15 protein-coding genes are annotated in these 18,829 nt (G+C 73.3%); 11 read left to right on the top strand and 4 right to left on the bottom strand.

Going from position 1 to position 18,829, the window contains the following annotated elements; genetic code table 11:
* Positions 1 to 202 precede the first annotated feature (202 nt).
* From Q5762_RS14745 to Q5762_RS39980, 6 genes are all read left to right on the top strand, one after another.
* A complete protein-coding gene (locus tag Q5762_RS14745; protein WP_315892526.1) occupies positions 203 to 1,801 on the top strand; it encodes a TIGR02677 family protein in 1,599 nt (532 codons plus the stop codon).
* Entirely contained in the window at positions 1,798 to 3,258 is a 1,461-nt protein-coding gene (locus Q5762_RS14750; protein WP_315892527.1) for a TIGR02678 family protein, read from the top strand. Before Q5762_RS14745 ends, Q5762_RS14750 begins: the two co-directional genes overlap by 4 nt.
* Complete coding sequence (locus tag Q5762_RS14755; RefSeq protein WP_315892528.1) at positions 3,255 to 7,364, top strand: TIGR02680 family protein; 4,110 nt, start codon at positions 3,255 to 3,257, stop codon at positions 7,362 to 7,364. The genes Q5762_RS14750 and Q5762_RS14755 overlap by 4 nt, the downstream gene beginning before the upstream one ends.
* Positions 7,354 to 8,634 (top strand): TIGR02679 family protein, encoded by a 1,281-nt coding sequence (locus Q5762_RS14760; RefSeq protein WP_315892529.1) that lies wholly within the window; start codon positions 7,354 to 7,356, stop codon positions 8,632 to 8,634. The genes Q5762_RS14755 and Q5762_RS14760 overlap by 11 nt, the downstream gene beginning before the upstream one ends.
* A gap of 20 nt (positions 8,635 to 8,654) precedes the next feature.
* On the top strand, positions 8,655 to 8,921 hold the full coding sequence (locus tag Q5762_RS39975; protein ID WP_399495160.1) for a hypothetical protein: 267 nt from the start codon (positions 8,655 to 8,657) through the stop codon (positions 8,919 to 8,921).
* 257 nt (positions 8,922 to 9,178) lie between these two features.
* On the top strand, positions 9,179 to 9,481 hold the full coding sequence (locus Q5762_RS39980) for a helix-turn-helix transcriptional regulator (protein WP_399495161.1): 303 nt from the start codon (positions 9,179 to 9,181) through the stop codon (positions 9,479 to 9,481).
* 40 nt (positions 9,482 to 9,521) lie between these two features.
* Here the strand turns inward: Q5762_RS39980 and Q5762_RS14775 are convergent, their stop codons facing one another.
* Positions 9,522 to 10,514 carry a helix-turn-helix transcriptional regulator gene (locus Q5762_RS14775; protein ID WP_315892530.1) on the bottom strand — a complete coding sequence of 331 codons (993 nt, stop codon included), beginning with the start codon at positions 10,512 to 10,514 and terminating at the stop codon, positions 9,522 to 9,524.
* 202 nt (positions 10,515 to 10,716) lie between these two features.
* Here Q5762_RS14775 and Q5762_RS14780 point away from each other — a divergent pair, with 202 nt between their 5' ends.
* Positions 10,717 to 11,988 carry an MFS transporter gene (locus Q5762_RS14780; protein ID WP_315892531.1) on the top strand — a complete coding sequence of 424 codons (1,272 nt, stop codon included), beginning with the start codon at positions 10,717 to 10,719 and terminating at the stop codon, positions 11,986 to 11,988.
* A 101-nt stretch (positions 11,989 to 12,089) separates the two neighbouring features.
* Positions 12,090 to 12,710 (top strand): pyridoxamine 5'-phosphate oxidase family protein, encoded by a 621-nt coding sequence (locus Q5762_RS14785; protein ID WP_315892626.1) that lies wholly within the window; start codon positions 12,090 to 12,092, stop codon positions 12,708 to 12,710.
* Between the two features lie 124 nt (positions 12,711 to 12,834).
* Here Q5762_RS14785 and Q5762_RS14790 read toward each other — a convergent pair whose 3' ends face one another.
* The gene (locus Q5762_RS14790; protein WP_315892627.1) at positions 12,835 to 13,479 is read right to left on the bottom strand and encodes a dihydrofolate reductase family protein; all 645 of its coding nucleotides are present in this window, start codon (positions 13,477 to 13,479) and stop codon (positions 12,835 to 12,837) included.
* Positions 13,480 to 13,623: 144 nt separating this feature from the next.
* On the opposite strand from Q5762_RS14790, the gene Q5762_RS14795 reads away from it, so the two are divergent.
* Positions 13,624 to 14,994, top strand: coding sequence for an MFS transporter (locus Q5762_RS14795; RefSeq protein WP_315892532.1), 1,371 nt, complete (start codon positions 13,624 to 13,626; stop codon positions 14,992 to 14,994).
* A gap of 17 nt (positions 14,995 to 15,011) precedes the next feature.
* Here Q5762_RS14795 and Q5762_RS14800 read toward each other — a convergent pair whose 3' ends face one another.
* Both Q5762_RS14800 and Q5762_RS14805 read right to left on the bottom strand, forming a co-directional pair.
* Entirely contained in the window at positions 15,012 to 15,839 is an 828-nt protein-coding gene (locus tag Q5762_RS14800; RefSeq protein WP_315892533.1) for an RNA polymerase subunit sigma-70, read from the bottom strand.
* Between the two features lie 48 nt (positions 15,840 to 15,887).
* Positions 15,888 to 16,511: a DUF6479 family protein gene (locus Q5762_RS14805; RefSeq protein WP_399495162.1), complete on the bottom strand. Its 624-nt coding sequence runs from the start codon at positions 16,509 to 16,511 to the stop codon at positions 15,888 to 15,890.
* On the opposite strand from Q5762_RS14805, the gene Q5762_RS14810 reads away from it, so the two are divergent.
* Both Q5762_RS14810 and Q5762_RS14815 read left to right on the top strand, forming a co-directional pair.
* On the top strand, positions 16,439 to 16,948 hold the full coding sequence (locus tag Q5762_RS14810; protein ID WP_315892535.1) for a SigE family RNA polymerase sigma factor: 510 nt from the start codon (positions 16,439 to 16,441) through the stop codon (positions 16,946 to 16,948). The two genes, Q5762_RS14805 and Q5762_RS14810, sit on opposite strands and share 73 nt — an antisense overlap.
* Positions 16,949 to 17,014: 66 nt before the next feature.
* Entirely contained in the window at positions 17,015 to 18,298 is a 1,284-nt protein-coding gene (locus Q5762_RS14815) for a hypothetical protein (protein WP_315892536.1), read from the top strand.
* Positions 18,299 to 18,829: the final 531 nt, after the last annotated feature.

Below are 18,829 nucleotides of genomic sequence, written 5' to 3' on the forward strand. Positions count from 1 at the left end.
GACCGCGTCGCCCTCTGTGGGGGTCTCGGCTGCGGAGTGTCCCGCGGCAAAAGAGAAGGATCGGGACGGGCGCGGAGTCTACCTGTGCGGATGGATTCGGTGAGCGGGTTTTCCCAACCTGGTGTCGGGGCGGCAGACTGGGGTCAGGTCCGGCCCTGTCCCGCCGGTTGCGTCCCGTCGTTCGAGGAAGCCGCTGACACCCGTGAGTGACGATTCCCTGACCCCGCCCTCGGCTGTGCCGTCAGCCTCTGTGCCCCTGGGCTCCGCGCCTCCGGGTTCGACGTCCCCGGAGGACGGAGACGAGGACGCTTTCGGGATCGATGCCTTCACCCTCGACGACCGGCTGCGGCTCTTCCACTTCGCGGCCGCCGAGAAGCGTCACGAGTACCTGTGGCTCCTGCGTGCCTTCGAGAGGGGCCGGGCCAATTACCAGGTGCTGCTGCACGCTTCCGACGCGACTGCCCTGGTGGGCAGGCTTGTCGCGGACCATCCAGGGGCGGCCGTGGGCGACGTACAGCCGCTGTTGGACGCGCTCGCCGAGTGGCGGGTCCTGGACCGCAGTTACGACGGGACGCGGGCGGCGAACCTGGCGGAGTACCGCAACCGGCACTACGTGTACCAGTTCACCCAGGCCGGATACCGGGCCTACCGGGCGGTGGAGGACGTGCTCGGCGCCGCCCTGGAGGACGCGCAGCTCTCCCGGCTCGTCTTCCCCGACATCCTCGCCGACCTGGCCGCGCTTGCCGAGGCGAACGCCGCGGGCGACGCCGAGGAGGTCTACCGGAAGCTGGGCCGCCTGGACTCCGTGCTGAACGAGATGGCGCAGCGGGCTGCCCGCTTCTATCTGATGCTCGGCGACCTGGCGCGGACCAACGACGCCCGGCCCGAGGTGTTCCTCGCGCACAAGGACGCGCTGCTCGCGCATATGCGGGAGTTCACCGCCGAACTCGGGCGATACGCCCCGCTGCTCGCCGAGGCGGTGGAGAAGGCCGCTGCCAGCGGCGTGGACCGGATGGTCGAGTACGCCGCGGAGGCCGACGACCGGCTCTTCCGGACCCCGGCCGCCCGTCTGGACGACTGGCGGCAGCGGTGGGGCGGCATCGTGCACTGGTTCGGGGAGCGTGAGCACAGCGAAGCCGAGCGGCTGCAGGACGCCACGGTCACCGCGATCCGCTCGGTCCTCGCGCTGCTGCGGCGGGTCACCGAAGCACGGCGGGGCGGAGTCAGCCGGGAGAGCCAGCTGCGCCACCTCGCCCAGTGGTTCACCTCATGTGTCAGCGACGACGACGCGCACGCCCTGTTCCAGGCGGTGTTCGGGCTCGGTGCGCCCCGTCACATAGCCGTCCCCTATCCGGACCCCGAGCTGATTTCCGGGCGTACCTCGTGGTGGGAGGCCGAGCCGGTGGAGCTGGCCCGCACGCTGGTGCAGTCCGGCCGCACTCCTGCCCTCAAGGGGCCGGGACGCATCGAACGCAACGACGCCGAGCGGGCCCGGCTGCGGTCCGCGCAGATCAAGGAGCAGGCCGAGCGCCGGGGGGCGGCTGTCGCGCTGGCCCGCGACGGCGCGTACGGCAGGGTCCTGGACGAGGCCGAGACCCGCGCGCTGCTCTCCCTCATGGACGTGGCGCTGGCCGCACGGGTGCCGGTCACCCGGGGGGTCGCGGGGCCGACGGCCTCAGGCTCGGCGCACGGAGTGCGGCTCACCCTCGTCCCGACGGGGCCCGGCGAGGAGTTCACCACGGTGCACACCGTACGTGGCGACCTGCACCTGGACGGACTGCGCCTGGAGGTCACCGGATGAGCACCCGCGTCGCCGAGAACGTATCGGCCCTGGAACTGGCCGATTACCAGAAGGCCGTACGTCTCGTGCTGCGGCATCCACTGATCACGCCGGTGTACCCGGATGGCGGCGCGCTGGCGACCGTGCGGCGCTGGGCCGAGCAGTTGCGTACCGATCTGATGGAGGTGCTCGGCTACCGGCTGATCACCACTGCCGACACCGCCCGCCTCCAGCGTGCGCAGGACCAACTGGACCCCACCCGGCCCGCGCTCAGCCGGTCCGGTCGCCCCTTCGACCGGCGCCGCTACGCCTACCTCGCCCTCACCCTGGCCGTGCTGGGCCGACACGGCGCGCAGGTCGCGCTCGGCGAACTCGCCGACGCCGTCGCCGCCGACGCCGCCCGCATTGACGGGCTCGGCCTGGACACCGGCCGCAAGCACGACCGGGACGCCTTCGTCGACGCCGTCAGCTGGCTCACCGAACGTGGCGCGCTGCGCCTGGCCGACGGCTCGGCCGCCTCCTGGGCCGCTGATCCGGAGCGGGCCGAGGCGCTGTACGACATCGACCGGGAGGTGCTCACCGCCGTCCACCAGCCCACCCGCGTCCTCCAGCACGTCACGTCGGTGACCGCCTTGCTGGACTCGGCAGGTGCGCGGAGCCTGTCCGAGGGGCGCCGGGCCCGGCGGCTCTCCGCGTCCCGGCGGGCGAGGCGCCTGGTCCTGGAGCACCCGGTCGCCTACTACGCCGACGCCGACCCCGAGCTCACCGGCCAGCTGCGTGCCCCCGCGCTCGCCGAGGACCTCACCCGCCTCACCGGCCTCACCGTCGAGCGGCGTGCGGAGGGTGTCGCCCTGGTGGACACCTCGGGACGCCTTTCCGATACACGGTTCCCCGGCGGCGGCACCGTCGCGCAGGCCGCCCTGCTGCTCGGCGCGCGGATCAGCGAGGCCGCGGCGCGCACCGGGCGGCACGCGCCCCAACTGCTGCCCGTGCCGAGTGCTGCCGAGCGCCTCGCGGACCGGGCCGGCCGGATCGACCTCGCTCTTCCGGCGCAGGGTGTGTTCGAACAGGCCACGGCCGACTGGGAGGACGCGTCGGAAGAGGCGGAGGGGGAGAGCGATGCGCCGGCCGCCCCGGAGGTCCGCTATCCCTTCGTCACCACCTCCTGGTTGCGCGCCCGGACAAAGGAGATCACCGAGCAGTACGGTGCCGGGTTCGCCGCCGACCTGCGCGGCGACCCCGACCGGCTCCTCGACCAGGCATTGGACCTGCTGGCCACCATGTCGCTCGTCGTGCGGGTGGTGGGCGGGGTTCTCGCGCTGCCGCTGCTGGCCCGCTACCGCGGCGTGACGGCTGAGGTGAAGGGGCGCCCCCGCCTTCGCACCATCCCGAGCCCCGGGAGCGCCGAAAGCCCCCGAGCAACGGCCCCCGACGCTGCCCCGTTCCCCGCAGACGACGTGAAGGACCCCGCCCAGTGAGCACCTCTCCCACCGACCTTCCGCCCCGGTTCGTGCCCACCCGCGCCGGGATCGTCAACCTGTGGGACTACCGCGACGAGGAGTTCTCCTTCGCCGGCGGCTGGCTGGTGCTGCGCGGCCCCAACGGATCCGGCAAGACCAAGGCCCTCGAAGTGCTCTTCCCGTTCGTCCTTGACGGGCGGATCGACCCCAAGCGGCTCAACCCGTTCGCCGCCGAGGACCGCACCATGAAGTCCAACCTGCTCTTTCGCGGGCAGGAGGGCGCGCTCGGCTACGTATGGATCGAGTTCACCCACCGCACCACGGGGCAGGCAGTCACCTGCGGCATCGGTCTGCACGCCCAGAAGCACCGGGACACCCCTGCCCGCTGGCACTTCGTCGCCGACGGCCGCGTCGGCGAGGACTTCTCCCTGCTCACCGACGACGACCGGCCGTTGACGAAGAAGCAGCTGGCAGCCGAACTCGCCCCGCTGAGCGCCGAGGTGATCGTCTCGGCCACGGACTACCGCACCGCCGTCGACCAGCGCCTGTTCGGCCTCGGCCGGGAGCGCTACGAACAGCTGCTCACCCTCATCCTCACGCTGCGCCGCCCCCAGCTCGCCAAGAACCTCGACCCGGCCAAGCTCTCCGACACGCTCACCGAGGGCTTGCGCCCGCTGGACGAGGACCTGATCGGTGAGGCGGCCCGCTCCTTCGACGACATGGAGTCCGTGCAGCGCACCCTGGAGGGCCTGGTCGCCGCCGACGAGGCCACCCGGTCCTTCCTCGCGGCATACTCGACGTACCTGCGGGTCAACGCCCGCGTCGCCGCCGACAGGCTCAGCGCGCGGCGGGCCGACAGCGGCGAGCGTGAACGCGCCCACGCCACGTCGGAAGCGGATCTCGACCAGGCCCGAGAGCAGCGCGAGGCGGCCGGAGCACGGGCCGACGAGGCCGAGGCCGCGCTCGCCGCGCTGCGCGCCCGCCTGGAGCAGCTGCGCTCCTCAGCCGCCTACCAGGCCGTCGAGCAACTCGCCGATCTGGAACGCCTGGTGCGCACCTGCGAACAGACCGCCCGGCAGGCCACCGCCGAGCGCGAACGCCGCACAGCCGCCACCGGCCGGGCCCGCGCCGAGGCCGAACGCGCCGGGCAACTGGCCGCCGAACTCGCCACCGCCGTCAGCGCCTCGGCCGCCGCCCTCGCCGACCACGCGCACCGCGCCGGAATCCCCTGGACCCCTGCCGACGCTGTCCCCTCGGCTCTTGCCGAACGCGCCTCGGCCCGCGCCGCCGCCCGCCAGGAAGACGTACGGGCGGTACGGGCCGCCGCAGCACACCTGCGGGACACCGAGCACGGCCGGGACGCGGCCCGCGCCGGACAGGAGCGCGCCCAGGAGACGGCCCGGGCCGCCGAGACTGAGGAGCGAGCGGTCCAGGGCGCGCTCGGCGCCGCCCACACGCGGGCCCGGGAGGAACTTCGGCGGTGGCGGGACCAGTACGGTCAGCTGCTGCCCGAAGGCGCCGCCGAACTGCTCGCGCAGGCACTCGATGCCGCCGCCGAACCGAACGGCCAGGAAAGCGGTAACCCCGTACTCACCGACCTGTTCACCGAGGCCACCGCCGCCGCCGTCCAGGGCTTGCGTGACCGGCTCGCCGCCGTGCGCGGCGAGCGCGGCGCGCTGGAGGCCCGCCGGGCCGAGACCGAGGCCGAGCGGACCCTGATCGCCGCCGAACACGACGACGCACCGCCTGCCACCCGCGGCCGCACCGCCGACCGTGACAGCCTGCAAGGCGCTCTCCCGTTGTGGCGGCTGGTCGACTTCGCGGACGGCCTCGACGATACGGAACGCGCGGGAGTGGAGGCGGCCCTGGAGGCCTCCGGCCTGCTCGACGCGCTCATCACCTCCGACGAGCCCCCCACCGGTGACGGCGACGGATACCTGCGTGCCACCGCCCCCGTCGACGGCCCCAGCCTCGCCGACCTGCTGCGCCCCGAGACCGGTACGCCCATCCCGGCCGCCCGGATCACCGCCGTACTCGGGTCGGTCGCCGTCGCCGACACGGCGGGCGCGGCCACCGCCGTCTGCCCGGACGGCCGCTACGCCGTCGGAATCCTCATCGGCTCCCACACCAAACCGCACGCCGAGTACGTCGGTGCCGCCGCCCGGACGCGCCGCCGCGCCGCACGCATCGCCGCCTGCGACACCATCCTGACCGAACTAGCCATCCAACTGGAGGAGTTGGCGCAGGCCGGGTTCGACTGCGAGCAGAGCCTTCAGGAGTACGACACCGCTCGCGCCGCCCTGCCCCGTACTGCCGCCCTCGCCCCGTACCTGCGAGCACTGGACCGCGCCGTTGCAGCCCTGCGCGCCACCCGCGCAGCCGCGGATGCCGCTCAGTCCGTCTACGACGAGACGCAGGCCGCCTGCGCGGTCGCCGTACGTGCCCTGCACCGCGCCGAGTCCGAGCATGGCGTCACCGCCCAGGACGTCGACGGCACCGAGTCCGCCACGCGCGCCTTCGAACGGGAGGCGGGCGAACTGGCCACCCGGCGTCGAGAGCACCTCCGGCAGACCGAGACAGCCACGGCCGCCGCCGACCGGCTCACGGCCGCCGCCGAGGACGAGGAGGCCGCCGCCGAGGCCGAACGCGCCGCCCGCCGCCGCCACGGCGAGGAGGCCGCCGGACTCCAGGCGCTGCGCGAGGCCGTCGGCGCAGAGGCGCGGCAGGTCATGGCACGCGTCGAGGAGACCGAGAGCAGCCTGGAGGCCGCGGCGCGGGAGACGGACGCCGCCCGCGGTGTCAGGGACGAGGCGATCGGCCGCCTGGCCGCCGCCGAGGCTCGGCGCACCGCCGCCGCCGAAGCGCTGCGGGTCGCCGTCACCGAGGAGAAGGACACCGCCCGCGGTCTGGCCCCGTACGCGGCCCGCGAACTCATCGACATCCTGCGCTGCCCGTCCGGTCTGGCCTGGCCCGCGCAGGAGGCCGACTGGACGGGCGAGAGTCTGCCGCCCGCCGCCGTCACCGTCCACGAGGCGATCCTGACCGCCACGCGTGAACTCGCGCCCACCGAGTCCAGCGTCAAGCAGTCCGTCACCCGTCTCACCACGGCTCTGGAGGATCTGCACGCCCATCTCGCCGCCGCCGGACAGGACTACCAGCCCGCCTGGGACAGCTCCAGCGGCGTCATCACCGTCACCGTCGCTGACGAACAGGGCCCGCTGCCCATCGCCTCCTTCGCCGAGAAGATCGCCTCCCACCGCCGCGACCAGGCCGAACTCCTCTCCGACTCCGAGCAGCGCATCCTCGAGGACGCCCTGCTCACCCGCCTCGCCCAGCAGATCCACGACCGCACCGTCGACGCCCGTGACCTGATCCGCCGCATGAACACCGACATGCGCGAGCGCCGCATGTCCTCGGGCACCACGGTCGGCGTCAGCTGGCTCCTCGCCGACGGCCTCGACGACGAACAGCGTGCCGTCTGCGCCCTCCTGGACGCCGACGCCGCCCGCCTCGGCCCCGAGAAGCTGGCCCGCATGCGCACCCACTTCGCCGCGCAGATCAAGAACGCCCGAGCCCGGCAGCGCGAGGCCCCCTACCGGCAGTTGCTCGCCGAGGTCCTGGACTACCGGAGCTGGCGCCAGTTCGCCTTCCAGCTGGTACGCCCCGGCGGCGCCGAGGAACGCCTCACCCGCGCCCGGCACAGCCGCCTCTCCGGCGGCGAGCAGTCCGTCTCCCTGCACCTGCCGTTGTTCGCCGCGGCGCATGCCATGCTCAACTCCGCGCACCCCGACGCCCCGCGTCTGCTCGCCCTCGACGAGGCGTTCGCCGGCGTCGACGACACCGGTCGCGGCGAACTCATGTCACTGGCCGCCCAGTTCGACCTCGACCTGTTCATGACCGGGTTCGACCTGTGGGCCGTGCACAGCGCGGTGCGTGCCGCCGCCCACTACGACCTCGCGCACTCCGCCGTCGACCACACCGTCTCCGCGCTCCTGCTCCTGTGGGACGGCGAACGCCTGCACGCCGACGACAGCGGCACCCTGAGCAGCATGCTCGGCTCACCAGGTAACCGCTCCGTAGGCCGGCAGGAACGGAAGGTCCAGGAGGCCCAGCTTGTCGACTGACAGCCAGCCGACCCCGCCGTCGCACACCGAGCTCCGCGAGGAAGGCTGGCGGCGCCTGCTCGCCGCCGCCCGCCGTCGCCTGGAGCGCACCGGCGGCACCCTCTACGGCGACATCGGCCTCACTTCCCCCACCGAGGCCGAACGCCGCATCGTCATCGGCGTCACCGGCCGGTACCGCCCCGAGACCGCAAGACGCCTCACCATCCCCCTGGCCGACCTCGACGCCTACCTGCATACGCGCTACGGAACCGGCCTGCTCCAGACCCTGGGCCGCCTGCACGGCCCGCTGCGCGACCGCCCCGCCGAGCGCGCCGACGAGGCGGCCGCCGGTGCCCGGGCCCTCGCGGCCGCGCAGGCCTCACCTCTCGCCGAGCAGGGCTGGTACCCGGCCTGGCTGGAGCGGATCGCCGCCGACGGCACCCTCACCCGCCTCCTGCGGCGAGGCGACGCGGCACTGCTCCAAGCCGCCGTCCGGGTCCTGGAGAAACTCCCCGGAATACGGGGCGACGCGGGCCGAAGCCCCCTGCCCCTGCCCGTCCTCGCCGAGTGGGCCACCGGCGACACCAAAGCGCTGCTGCCTGGCGGCCCGCTCGAACAGCTCGTCCTGCGCGCTCTCGCCCAGCGCACCGCCGCAGGCGACGGGCAGCCGGTCGGGGCCGTCCCCCGCGACCGGGCCGGGCGCCGTGCCCTGTGGGAGAGCGCCGGAGCCGTCGCCGACGACCTCGCCAGCCAGGTTCTCGTCCTCAACATCGGTGCCCGCGGCGACGATGTGGTCTGCGACTGGCTGCGTGACGCCGCCGGCTTCGGCATCCCCTTCCGCCTCACCCTCCACCAGCTGACGACTGCTGCCGTCGTCCCCGCCGCCCGCGAGATCCACGTCTGCGAGAACCCGGCCGTGCTGCGCGCGGCCGCCGCCGAACTCGAAGACCGCGCCGCCGCCCTGGTCTGCACCGAAGGCATCCCGTCGGCCGCCTGCCACAAGCTGCTTGATGCCGCCGCCCGGTCCGGCGCCCGCCTGCACTGGCGCGCCGACTTCGACTGGACCGGCCTGCGCATCACCGCCGCCGCGGTGGCGCGCCACGGCGCCCGGCCCTGGCGCATGAGCACCGCCGACTACCGCAGCGCCCTGGCGGGAGGCGAGTCGACTCCGCTGACCGGACCGCCCGCGCCCACCCCCTGGGACCCCGACCTCGCTTCCGCCCTGCGGGCATCGGGCCAGGCCGTCATGGAGGAACGCCTGCTGACCGCACTCCTCTCGGACCTCGGCTGACGCGCTTGGTGTCGGCAAGCGTGCGGCGAAGCCCAGCCCGGTGTTCGAAGGCCACCACGGGTGTCGAGCCGCTCGACGGACCGGAGCACGCAGAGGGCCGTGCCGGGGTCAGCGTGCCGGACGAGCGGTTCTACTGGCGGGTCGAGCAGGCCGCGACCGGTGTTCCGCTGGTGTACACCTACGTTCTCGACCCTGCGACTGGGGCGTACCGGGAAGGGGACGTGTTCACCGGAGTCGTCAAGGTTTCGGCTCCATGCCCGGTGGAGTTCGACCTCGGCCAGATCTGACCTCATGCTGGGCAGTTGAGGGGCAGCCCCACGTGCGTGAGCGCCGCGTGAGCGGACGGGGTGGCACAGGGTGGATTGGGCGGCACGCGGGTGCCGGGCCGCACCTTGCTGACCTGGGGAATCAGGATTCGGCGGCACGGCCCGGCATCGGCCGGGATGATCTTGTGGGGCCTCGTAATGCGTAGGTCTCGGGTTCGAATCCCGAAGGCGGCTCGGATCAGCCCCAGGACTCACTCGCCGTGACCTGGGGCTTTTTCATGAGCGGATCCGGCGACGGAGTCGAGCTCGGGCTGTCCGGCTGTCCGGCCGTCCGTGGTCTCAGTTCTGGTCTCCGCCGAGGCGGTGACCTGGTGGCCGGACCGCGCCGGCCCCGGTACGGAGACCGCGCCGACGGCCGGTTCGACTGCCTGTCGCCGGCCGTCGCCGGTCACAGGAACGCGGAGATCGCCGCCGCGCTGCACCTGGCCCGGCGCACCGTCGAGACCCATCTCGCCCAGGTCTACCGCAAGTTGGCCGTCCGCGGCCGCCTCCAACGGGCGGCGGCCCTGGCGGAGGAGTGACCTGATCGACTGCCGTACGTCGCTCGCCCGGTGGCACCCGTCACACAGCCCGCGGTAGCCAGCCCCGTTGGACCGCTCGGGCGCCGGCTTCGAAGCGGCTTCGGGCGCCGAGGCGGTCCATGAGGACCGTGGCGATGCGGCGGGCCGTGCGGTGCGAGACGCCCAGGCGCTTGGCGATTCCCTCGTCGGTGTGGCCCTCGGCCAGCAGCCGCAGGGTCGCGGCTTCCTGGTCGTCGAGTTCGCCCTCGTCCCGGCGGGGCGCCTCGCCCAGCGGGCGGGCGTTCGCCCACACCGTCTCGAAGAGGGCGCACAGCGCCGTCAGGACGCCCTGCCCGGTGAGCACGACCCCGCCCCGTCCGCTGTCGTCGCTGTCGACGGGGATGACCGCGGTCGTCCGGTCCACGACCGTCATCCGCAGCGGGAGCGTGGCGACCGTGCGGACCTGCCCGCCCAGCTCCGTCAGCCACGTCGCGTGCGCCACGCTCGCCGGGCTGTTGCGCACGCTCTCCAGATAGATCGTCCGCATCGTGACGCCCCGCGTGAGGAGCCGTTCGTTGAGGGGGCGGGAGGCCGCCATGTTCGCCTCCGTCTGAGGCCCGCCGGGCGCGAAGGCCATCACCTCGGTCCGGACGTCCTCGGTGAGCACCGCGAGCCTGGCCCGGATCTCGTCCACGGAGGCGAGGTGCTCCACACCGACCGGCGGATCGGCCGGTCGCAGGTGCTCGTACTCGGAGATCAGCCGTTCCGCCGCCGCCCGGGCCGCGGCGAACTCCGCCTGGCGCCGCGTGAGCAGGTACTCCAGGCCGATCTCCGGCCTGACCGCGCGCGGCGGCCCGGCGGCCGAGGCGTCGCGCGGGTCCCCGGCGGGGTGCCGGGCGAGGGACAGCTCCGCGAGCCGCCGCCATGCCGCGCGGACGGAGTCCTCGGGTACGCCGAGCCGTTCGGCCAGCGCGGACGCCTCGATCCCCGGGTCGGCCAGCATCGCCCGGTAGACGGCCTCGGTCGGCGCGTCCAGTCCCAGCAGTTCGAGCATGCGTCCCCCTCCGTCCGTCCCGCCACGTCCGTCCCCCTACGTCCGCCCCGTCATTATCGGCGCCGTGGCCGGGACCGTACGTATGGCCCGATTGGGCCAGGACCCAATCCGGCCACCCGGAAGCCTTCCTGTCCTTGTGACCAGCGGGGATGCTGTCATCACGTGTGATCCGTGTGATCACAGGGATCACACGGAGGCGACCATGCTTGAGCTCCTGAAGGACCGGACGTACATCCGGTACTGGCTGGCCGTCGTCGCCTCCTTCCTCGGGGACGCCATCACGAAGATCACCCTGATCTACGTCGTGGCCACCGAGACCGACGACCCCGTCCTGTACGTCTCGCTGGTCGTCATCGCCCAACTGCTGCCGTTCGGCGTCCTCGGCGCCTTCGTGGGCTCGCTCGCAGACCGGCTGCCGGCCCGGTTCCTCATGGTCGGCTCCGACCTGGTCCGGATCGTCCTCGTCCTCGCGATGATCGCCGTACGCGACTCCCCGCTGCTCCTGCTGGTACTGATCCTGCTCAGCGGCATCGCCAAGGCCTTCTTCGAGACCGCCCGCATCACGGCGATCCCGCTGATCGTGCGGGGGCACAGCATCCCGACGGCCGTCGCCCTCTTCCAGTCGACCAACCACACCCTGAACCTGATCGGCCCGGCGCTCGGCGGACTGCTCATCGCCTTCGGCAGCGTCACCTTCGTCTTCGTCCTCGACGCGGCGACGTTCGCGATCTCGGCCGTACTCCTCGGCGGCATGACCGTGCTGCGTGAGGTGCCGGTGAAGGGCGCCGGCAGCGGGCGGGAGGGGTACTGGAAGTCCCTGCGGACCGGGGTCTCCGGGGTGCTCGCCGTACCGTCGCTGAAGTTCCTGGCCGTCGTCATGGTCCCGGTGATGCTGGTCCTCGGCCTGTTCACCACCAACCTCAACTCCCAGCTCCTCACCGTCTTCGAGCTGCCCGCCACCGGATACGGCCTCGCGCAGGCCACGTTCGGTGCGGGCAGCGTCATCGGCGCGCTGACCGGGCCGCCGCTGGTACGCCGGTTCTCCGACCGCACGCTGCTCATCGGCTCGATCGTGCTGTTCGGCGCCTCGCTGCTGCTGCTCGCCCCCACCGGGGCGGTGTGGGACGGCACCGGCCGGGGCGCGCTCGGCCTGGTCGTCGTCCTCGCGTGGTGTCTGCTCGCGGGGCTCGGCTCCGGCCTCTTCCAGGTGCCCGTCGCCAACACCCTGCTCAGCGACCTCCCGGAGGAGCTGCGCGGCCGCGGTGTCGGCCTGCTCAACGCCCTGATGGTCAACTTCACCGTCGTCGGCGTCGTGGTGGGCGGCCTGCTCGCCGGGGTCGTGGGCATCGCGGGGTCGATCGTGTGGGCCGGTGGCGTCCTCGTACTCGCCGCGCTGCTCCTCCTGGTACAAATCCCGGAACGCGTGCCCGCACGATCACGCCACGATCGCGATCCCTCGGAGAAGTCACCATGAGCACCGCCCCCGAGCGCATACCCGCGCCGGACGAACCGCCCGTCCCTGAACCGCCCGCCGCGGACCAACTGCCCGTCACCGAGCGGACCCGGCTGCGGCGGATGCGCGAGAAGGGCAGCCACCGGCGCGCCGATCTGGACGCGGTCCTCGCCGCCGGGTTCCTCTGCCACCTCGGCGTCACCGTCGACGGCACCCCGATGGTCGTGCCCACCGTGTACGGCACCGAGGGCGACCGGCTCTACCTGCACGGCTCCGTCGCCAGCCGCAGCCTGGTCCAGGCGCCCGACGCCACCGTCTGCGTCACCGTGACGCACGTCGACGGACTCGTCCTCGCCCGTTCCGTCTTCGAGCACGGCGTCAACTACCGGTGCGCGATGGTCTACGGCGTTCCGCGCCTGGTGACCGACCCGGAGGAGAAGCTGCGCGGACTGCGGGCGCTCACCGAGCAGTGCACGCCGGGCCAGTGGGAGTACGCCCGGCAGCCCAGCCGTAAGGAGCTGGCGGCGACCTCGCTGCTCGCCCTCGACCTCACCGAGGCGTCCGTGAAGATCGCGTCCGGACCGCCGGACGACGGTGACGGCCCGGACGCCGAACTGGGCCTGTGGGCCGGGGTCCTGCCCCTCGTCACCACCATCGGCGCCCCGATCGCCGACCCGGTCCTGCCGGCCGGCATCGCACCGCCCGCGCACATAGCCGACCGCGCGGGCCGCGCGATCGGCTAGTCAGGCTCGATCGGCTGGTCAGGTCCGACAGGCTGGTCGGCTCGATCGGCTGGTCAGGTCCGACAGGCTGGTCGGCTCGATCGGCTGGTCAGCCCGACCGGCTGGTCAGGTCCGTTCGTGGCGCTCACTTCCGCCAGAACAGGTGATGCTTCACCCCGCTCGGGCTCGGCACGACCTCCAGGTGGAAGCGGTCGAGCAGCTCGTCGGGCGACTTCCAGAGCCGCGAGCCCGAGCCGATCTCCACGTCCGAGACGGCCACGTGCAGGGTGTCGACGAGGTCGGCGTCGAGGAACTCGCGGATCGTCGCGGCCCCGCCGCCGAGGCGGACGTCCTTGCCCTGCGCCGCCTCCCGCGCCTGCGCGAGGACCGTGGCCGGGTCGGCGTCCACGAAGTGGAACGTGGTGTCGGAGAGCGTGAACGACGGGCGCAGGTGGTGGGTCAGTACGAACACCGGGGTGTGGAACGGCGGCTCGTCACCCCACCATCCGCGCCACTCCAGGTCCTTCCAGGGCCCGCGCTGCGGCCCGAACTTGTTGCGGCCCATGATCTCCGCGCCGATGTTGTTGGCGAAGTCCCGGGTGAGGTAGTCGTCGAGGCCGCGGCTCCCGCCCGGGTCGGTACGGTTCGGCCAGCTCGCCGTGGCACCGGCCCAGGCGAACATGGTCCCGGGATCGGCGTCGCCGAAGGGCCGTTCGAGGCTCTGGTTCTCGCCGGCGCCGAAGCCGTCGCGCGAGACGTTGAAGTTCTGGACTCTCAGCAGCTGTTGCACGGTTCTCCTCCTGTTGCTGTTGATGCCGATGTGCTGACTGCCGGGACTGCGGAAACTCATCGCGAAACAGTTCAGTACCGCTGAACTGTCGCTGTAGTTCTTCTCGCTTGTGCTGGTGCGTCGGGGTGAGGCAGGTTCGCAGGCATGCGATCCGACGACTCGCCCTGGCGCGTTCCCGACTTCCGTACGCTCTTCTCCGCGGCCGTCCTCAGCCAGCTCGGTACGAACGTCGGATACGTCGCCGTCCCGCTGATCGCCGTCGAGGCCCTGGACGCCGGCCCCGGTGAGGTCGGGGCGCTCGCCACCCTCTCCACACTCGCCTTCCTGCTCATCGGCCTCCCCGCCGGGGCCTGGGTCGACCGGCTGCCGCAGCGCCGGGTGCTGATCGTCGCGGACGCGGCCCGCGGACTGCTCTTCGCCTCCGTGCCCGTCGCCTGGTGGTGCGATGTCCTCACCCTCGCCCAGTTGTACGCCGTCGTCCTGCTCAGCGGCTGCGCCACCGTCTTCTACGACGTCACGGGCCAGAGCATCCTGCCCCGCTTCGTCGGCCGCGACGGACTCGTCCCCGCCAACGCGGCCATGGTCAGCCTGATGGCCGTCACCAACGTGGCCGGGCGCGGCGCGGGCGGCGGCCTGGTCCAGCTGCTCACCGCCCCGCTCGCGGTGGCCGGCACGGCCGTGAGCCATCTGGCCTCCGCCGTACGGCTGCTGTGGCTGAAGGAGGCGGCGGGGGCGGCGGCGGTGGCGGTAGCGGCGGGGGAGGCGGTCGGGGCGCCCGCCGCTCCGGACGGCCGGTCGCGTTCGCGTTCGCGTACGCGTTCGCGGGAGCCGTTGCGCGCCCAGATCGCCACGGGCGTACGGCACGTCCTCGGGAACAAGGAACTGCGCGCGCTCGCGCTGTGCGCCTCGCTCACCAACCTCGGCTCGCAGATCCTCAACACGATGATGCCAGTCCTCTTCGTCCGCGAACTCGGGCTCTCCGCCGGTGTCCTCGGGGTCTACTGGGCCGCCGGCGGCCTCGGTCTGCTGCTCGGCGCGCGCTGCGCCCGCGCCGTGGCGGCCCGCTTCGGCTACGGCCGCACCCTCGGCCTCGCGGGGCTGGTGTTCGCCCCCGCCGGTCTGCTCGTGCCGCTCGTCGGCCGCGGCCCGTGGCTGTGGATCGCGGGCGCGGGGTGGCTGCTCGCCATGTTCAAGACCGGGATGGACAACGTGCTCGGCGTGAGCCTGCGCCAGCGGATGACCCCGGACGCGCTGCTCGGCCGTATGAACGCCACCTTCCGTTTCCTCCTCACCGGGGCGCTCGCGGTCGGCGCCGCCGTCTCCGGGCTCCTCGGCGAACTCGTCGGCCTCCACCCCACCCTGTGGGTGGGCGGGGCGCTCCTGGCCACCGCGTTCCTGCCGGTGTTCCTCTCGCCGGTACGCACCCGGCGCACGCTGCCGTCGGAGGGGGCGGACGCGGAGGCTGAGCTGGTCGGGCGGGTGCGGCACGGTCGGCGTTCGGGGACACGGCCGTAGGCAGCCCATCCATCACTTCAGCCCGGCAGGACCTCGACCTCCAGGCGGGCGAGGTGGTCCGGGTCCATCAGGAGGCCGACGGCCGTGACGTGGCCGTCGATCACCGTGAAGGTGAGCACCGCCCGTACCTCGTTCTCGGTCGCCCCCACGACCACAAGCCCCGCCGCGCCGTCCACCAGCGAAGGGCGGAGCGTCCGGGCCCGCTCGGCGAGGCGTTGCGCGACGACCGACGCGCCATGGGCGGTCGTCGCCCCGGCCCGTACCGCCTCGGCGTCCGCCCGGAGCAGTACGTCGGGGTCGAGGAGCTCGTGCAGCGCGTACGCGTCCCCGTCGCGCGCGGCGGCGAGCAGCGCGGCCACGACCTCCCGCTGGCGCGGCAGGTCCGGTTCCGGCATCTCCTCCGTGTCCCGTACCCGGGCGCCCGCCCGGCTCACCAGCTGCCGGGTCGCCGCCGGGGTGCGCTCCACGACCGGCGCGATCCGGTCGATCGGCACGGCGAACATGTCGTGCAGCACGAACGCCACCCGCTCGGCGGGCGTCAGGGTGTCCAGGGCGGCGAGCTCGCGCGGCTGGTCCGTGGCCCACGGATCCCAGGGGTCCGTTCGTTGTGACTCGCGCGCACGCAACATACGGAGACAGACCCGCGCGACGTCGGCCTCGGTATCGGCATCGGCATCGGCATCGGTATCGGTATCGGCGTCGACGGCGGTGCCCGCCTCCCGTACCGCCTCGTCCGCCTCGGCGGAGGAACCCAGCAGGCGGTACGCGATCGCCCGCGACCGTGGTTCCTGCCCCTCGGCCAGGGACGGCGCGCGACCGTCATGACCCACCGCGTGATCGACCACGTGTCCGCCTCTGCCTATGCCTCTGCCTCCGCCTCCACCTCGGCCTCATCAGTCGCCGTGGCCCGGCCCGCCGCTGCCGAAGCCGCCGCTGGAGATGCCGCCCCACTTGCGCTTCTCCTCGCTCGGCGGGTCGGGCGAGGTCTCCGTGCCGCCGCCGTGCTTCAGCTCGTACGGCATGAGGCGGTGCTCGCCGTCGGTGCGGGGCATCTCCTCCGGCCGGCGGTACTCGGACGTCTCGCCCGGCAGGCCGCCCTCGGGGCGGTGCGGATGCTCGTCGGGCTTGGGCGTGGGGGACTCCTTGTCCCGGACCCTCATCCCCAGCCAGAACGCGCCGATCAGTACGGCGACCACGACCAGGCCGCCGAGAACCTGGGCCAGCCCGGACTGCCAGACACCGGCCGCCGTCGTGACCCCTGCGGAATCCACGAGAAAACCGTTCATGCTCCAGAGATACCCAATCTGGGCGAACTGCGACATTCGGAGAGCCTCGAACTCGCACGAACCTCGTACGAACCCGTTTCGAAGGTCATGTGAAACATTTCCCCGGGCCCGTCGCGTCAGTGAGGTGTAGGGCGGTGACCGCGACGGAGGGGAGGGGCATGAGACAGTCCCGCGCGGACGAGTTCCTGGAGTTCGCGGCAGCGAGGACGGGCCATCTGTACCGGTCGGCATGCCTGCTGACCAGCGGGGACACCCATCTCGCCGAGGACCTCGTGCAAGAGACGCTGGGCCGGATGTACGCGCTGTGGGGGCGTGTCCACCGGATCGGCAACCCGGCCGGATACGCGCAGACCGTCCTGGTCCGCACGTTCCTCAGCCACCGGCGGCGACGCTCCGCGACCGAGCGTCCACTCGGTGAGCTGCCCGACCGGGCCCCGGAGGGCGGAGACGACCCGACGCTGCGGATCGCCCTGCTGGACGCCCTCGCGGCGCTCGCGCCCAAGGACCGGGCGGTGGTGGTGCTGCGGTACTGGGAGGACCGCAGCGTCGAGGAGACGGCCGACGTGCTCCATGTGAGCTCGGCGGCGGTCCGCACCCGCTGCACGCGGGCGCTCGGCAAGCTCAGGGAGCGGCTCGGCGGCAGCATCGTCGACTTCGCGCGCCGCTGACCGGCTGACACCTCACCTCACTTCATTTCACTTCACTCACTCATGGACCGGAGACGGTGATTCGGCATGCCTCTGAACGAGGGACACGACGGTTTCGAGGACGAACTCGGGGCGGCGCTGCGCCGTACGGGCGACGGGTTCGCCACGGAGGGCGGCCGCGAGCTGGTGACCGGCGGCCTGGTGCGGGGGCGCCGTCGGGTGAAGCGCCGCCGGGTGGCGGCGGTGACCAGCGGGGTGCTGGCGTTCGCCGTGGTGGGCGTCGGCGGGGTGTACGGCGGTGACCTGCTGCGTTCGGGGGGTGGCGGGCAGGACACCCAGGGCGCGTCGGTCGCCGCGCCGAAGGACAGGACGGCACCGGCGGTGCAGAAGCCCGGAGGGGGGCAGCCGACGATCCCGATCAAGAACCTCGCGGCCGTCCTCCGGGCGAACACCCCGGCCGGCACGTGGACGATCGATGACGAGAGCGGTGTGGGCGAGGCCGTCAGCGGCGTCTACGAGGACGGCAAGGGCAAGGCGGGCGTCTCCGTCGGTCTCTACCGGGCGGGGGAGGGCGGGGAGGCCGGCGCGGACCAGGTGAAGTGCCCGGACAAGGCGTACGTGCCGCACGACGCCTGCACCAGCGAGCGGCTGCCGAACGGCGACCGGCTGATGGTCTTCCAGGGGTACGAGTACCCGGACCGGCGTACGGACACGAAGAACTGGCGGGCGGTCCTGCTCACCCGGGACGGCTTCCTGGTCGACGCGAGCGAGTACAACGCCCCCACGGCGAAGGACTCCGACGTCAGCCGCACGGACCCGCCCTTCAGCCCCGCGCAGCTGAAGACGCTGGTCACGGCGGCGGGTTGGCGCCCGCTGTTCAAGCAGCTGGCGGTGCCGGAGAAGGCGCTGCCCGGGGCGGACCCGGCCGGCGTCCCGCCGCTGGAGCCGGACGGCGAGGCCGTCCAGGCGACCCTGCGCTCGCTGCTCCCGAAGGGGCTGAAGGTGGTCTCCAAGGGCGGCGAGGGCGAGTTCGCGTACGTGGTCGTGAACGACGGCAAGGGCAAGAGCCTCGTCCAGATCAACGTGCAGAACGGTATGTCCGACGTCGCGGCCCAGCTCGCCGCCGGCGGTACGAAGCTGCCCGGCGGGCGGCTGGTGAAGGTGACCAAGCAGCCCGGTGCGATGGGTGGTGCGGGTGTGGTCTGGTGGACGGCCGAGTCCCTCACGAAGTCGGGCTTCCGCGTCGTGGTCTCGGCCTTCAACACGGGCGCCCAGCACGAGCCCGCGACCCGCTCGAAGCCCGCGCTGACGCTGGAGCAGCTGAAGACGATCGCCCTCAGCGAGAAGTGGGCGACGTTCGAGGCGAAGTAGCCGGGGAGGGGACGCCGGGTGGGGCTGTGGGCCGGGCCGGGAAGGCCCGGCCCACAGCCGTGCGGTGGGGCCCGGCGGGCACCCCGAGAGGCGGGGCGATGGGCCGCGCCTAGGCCGCTCTACCGGCAGCCGTGCGGGCGGGGCCCCGGCCCACGGCCACGCGGGCGGCGCCCTGGCCTACGGCTGTGCGGGCGGGGCCCGGCCCGCACCCGCGCCCGCCGGGACCGTCCCAAGGCCCGCCCGCCACGCGCGCCCTGCCGCGCCCGCCGAGAGCCCTGGCCGCAGCCGTACCCACCGCGCCCGGGCCCCCCGCCGTGCCCGTCACTCACAGCCGGCCCGCCTGCCGCGCCCGCCGAGAGCCCTGGCCGCAGCCGTACCCACCGCGCCCGGGCCCCCGCCGTGCCCGCCACTCACAGCCGGCCCGCCTGCCGCGCCCGCCGAGAGCCCTGGCCGCAGCCGTACCCACCGCGCCCGGGCCCCCCGCCGTGCCCGCCACTCGCAGCCGGCCCGCCTGCCGCGCCCGCCGAGGGC

This window comes from Streptomyces sp. P9(2023) (genome assembly GCF_032436795.1).
Taxonomy (GTDB): Bacteria; Actinomycetota; Actinomycetes; order Streptomycetales; family Streptomycetaceae; genus Streptomyces.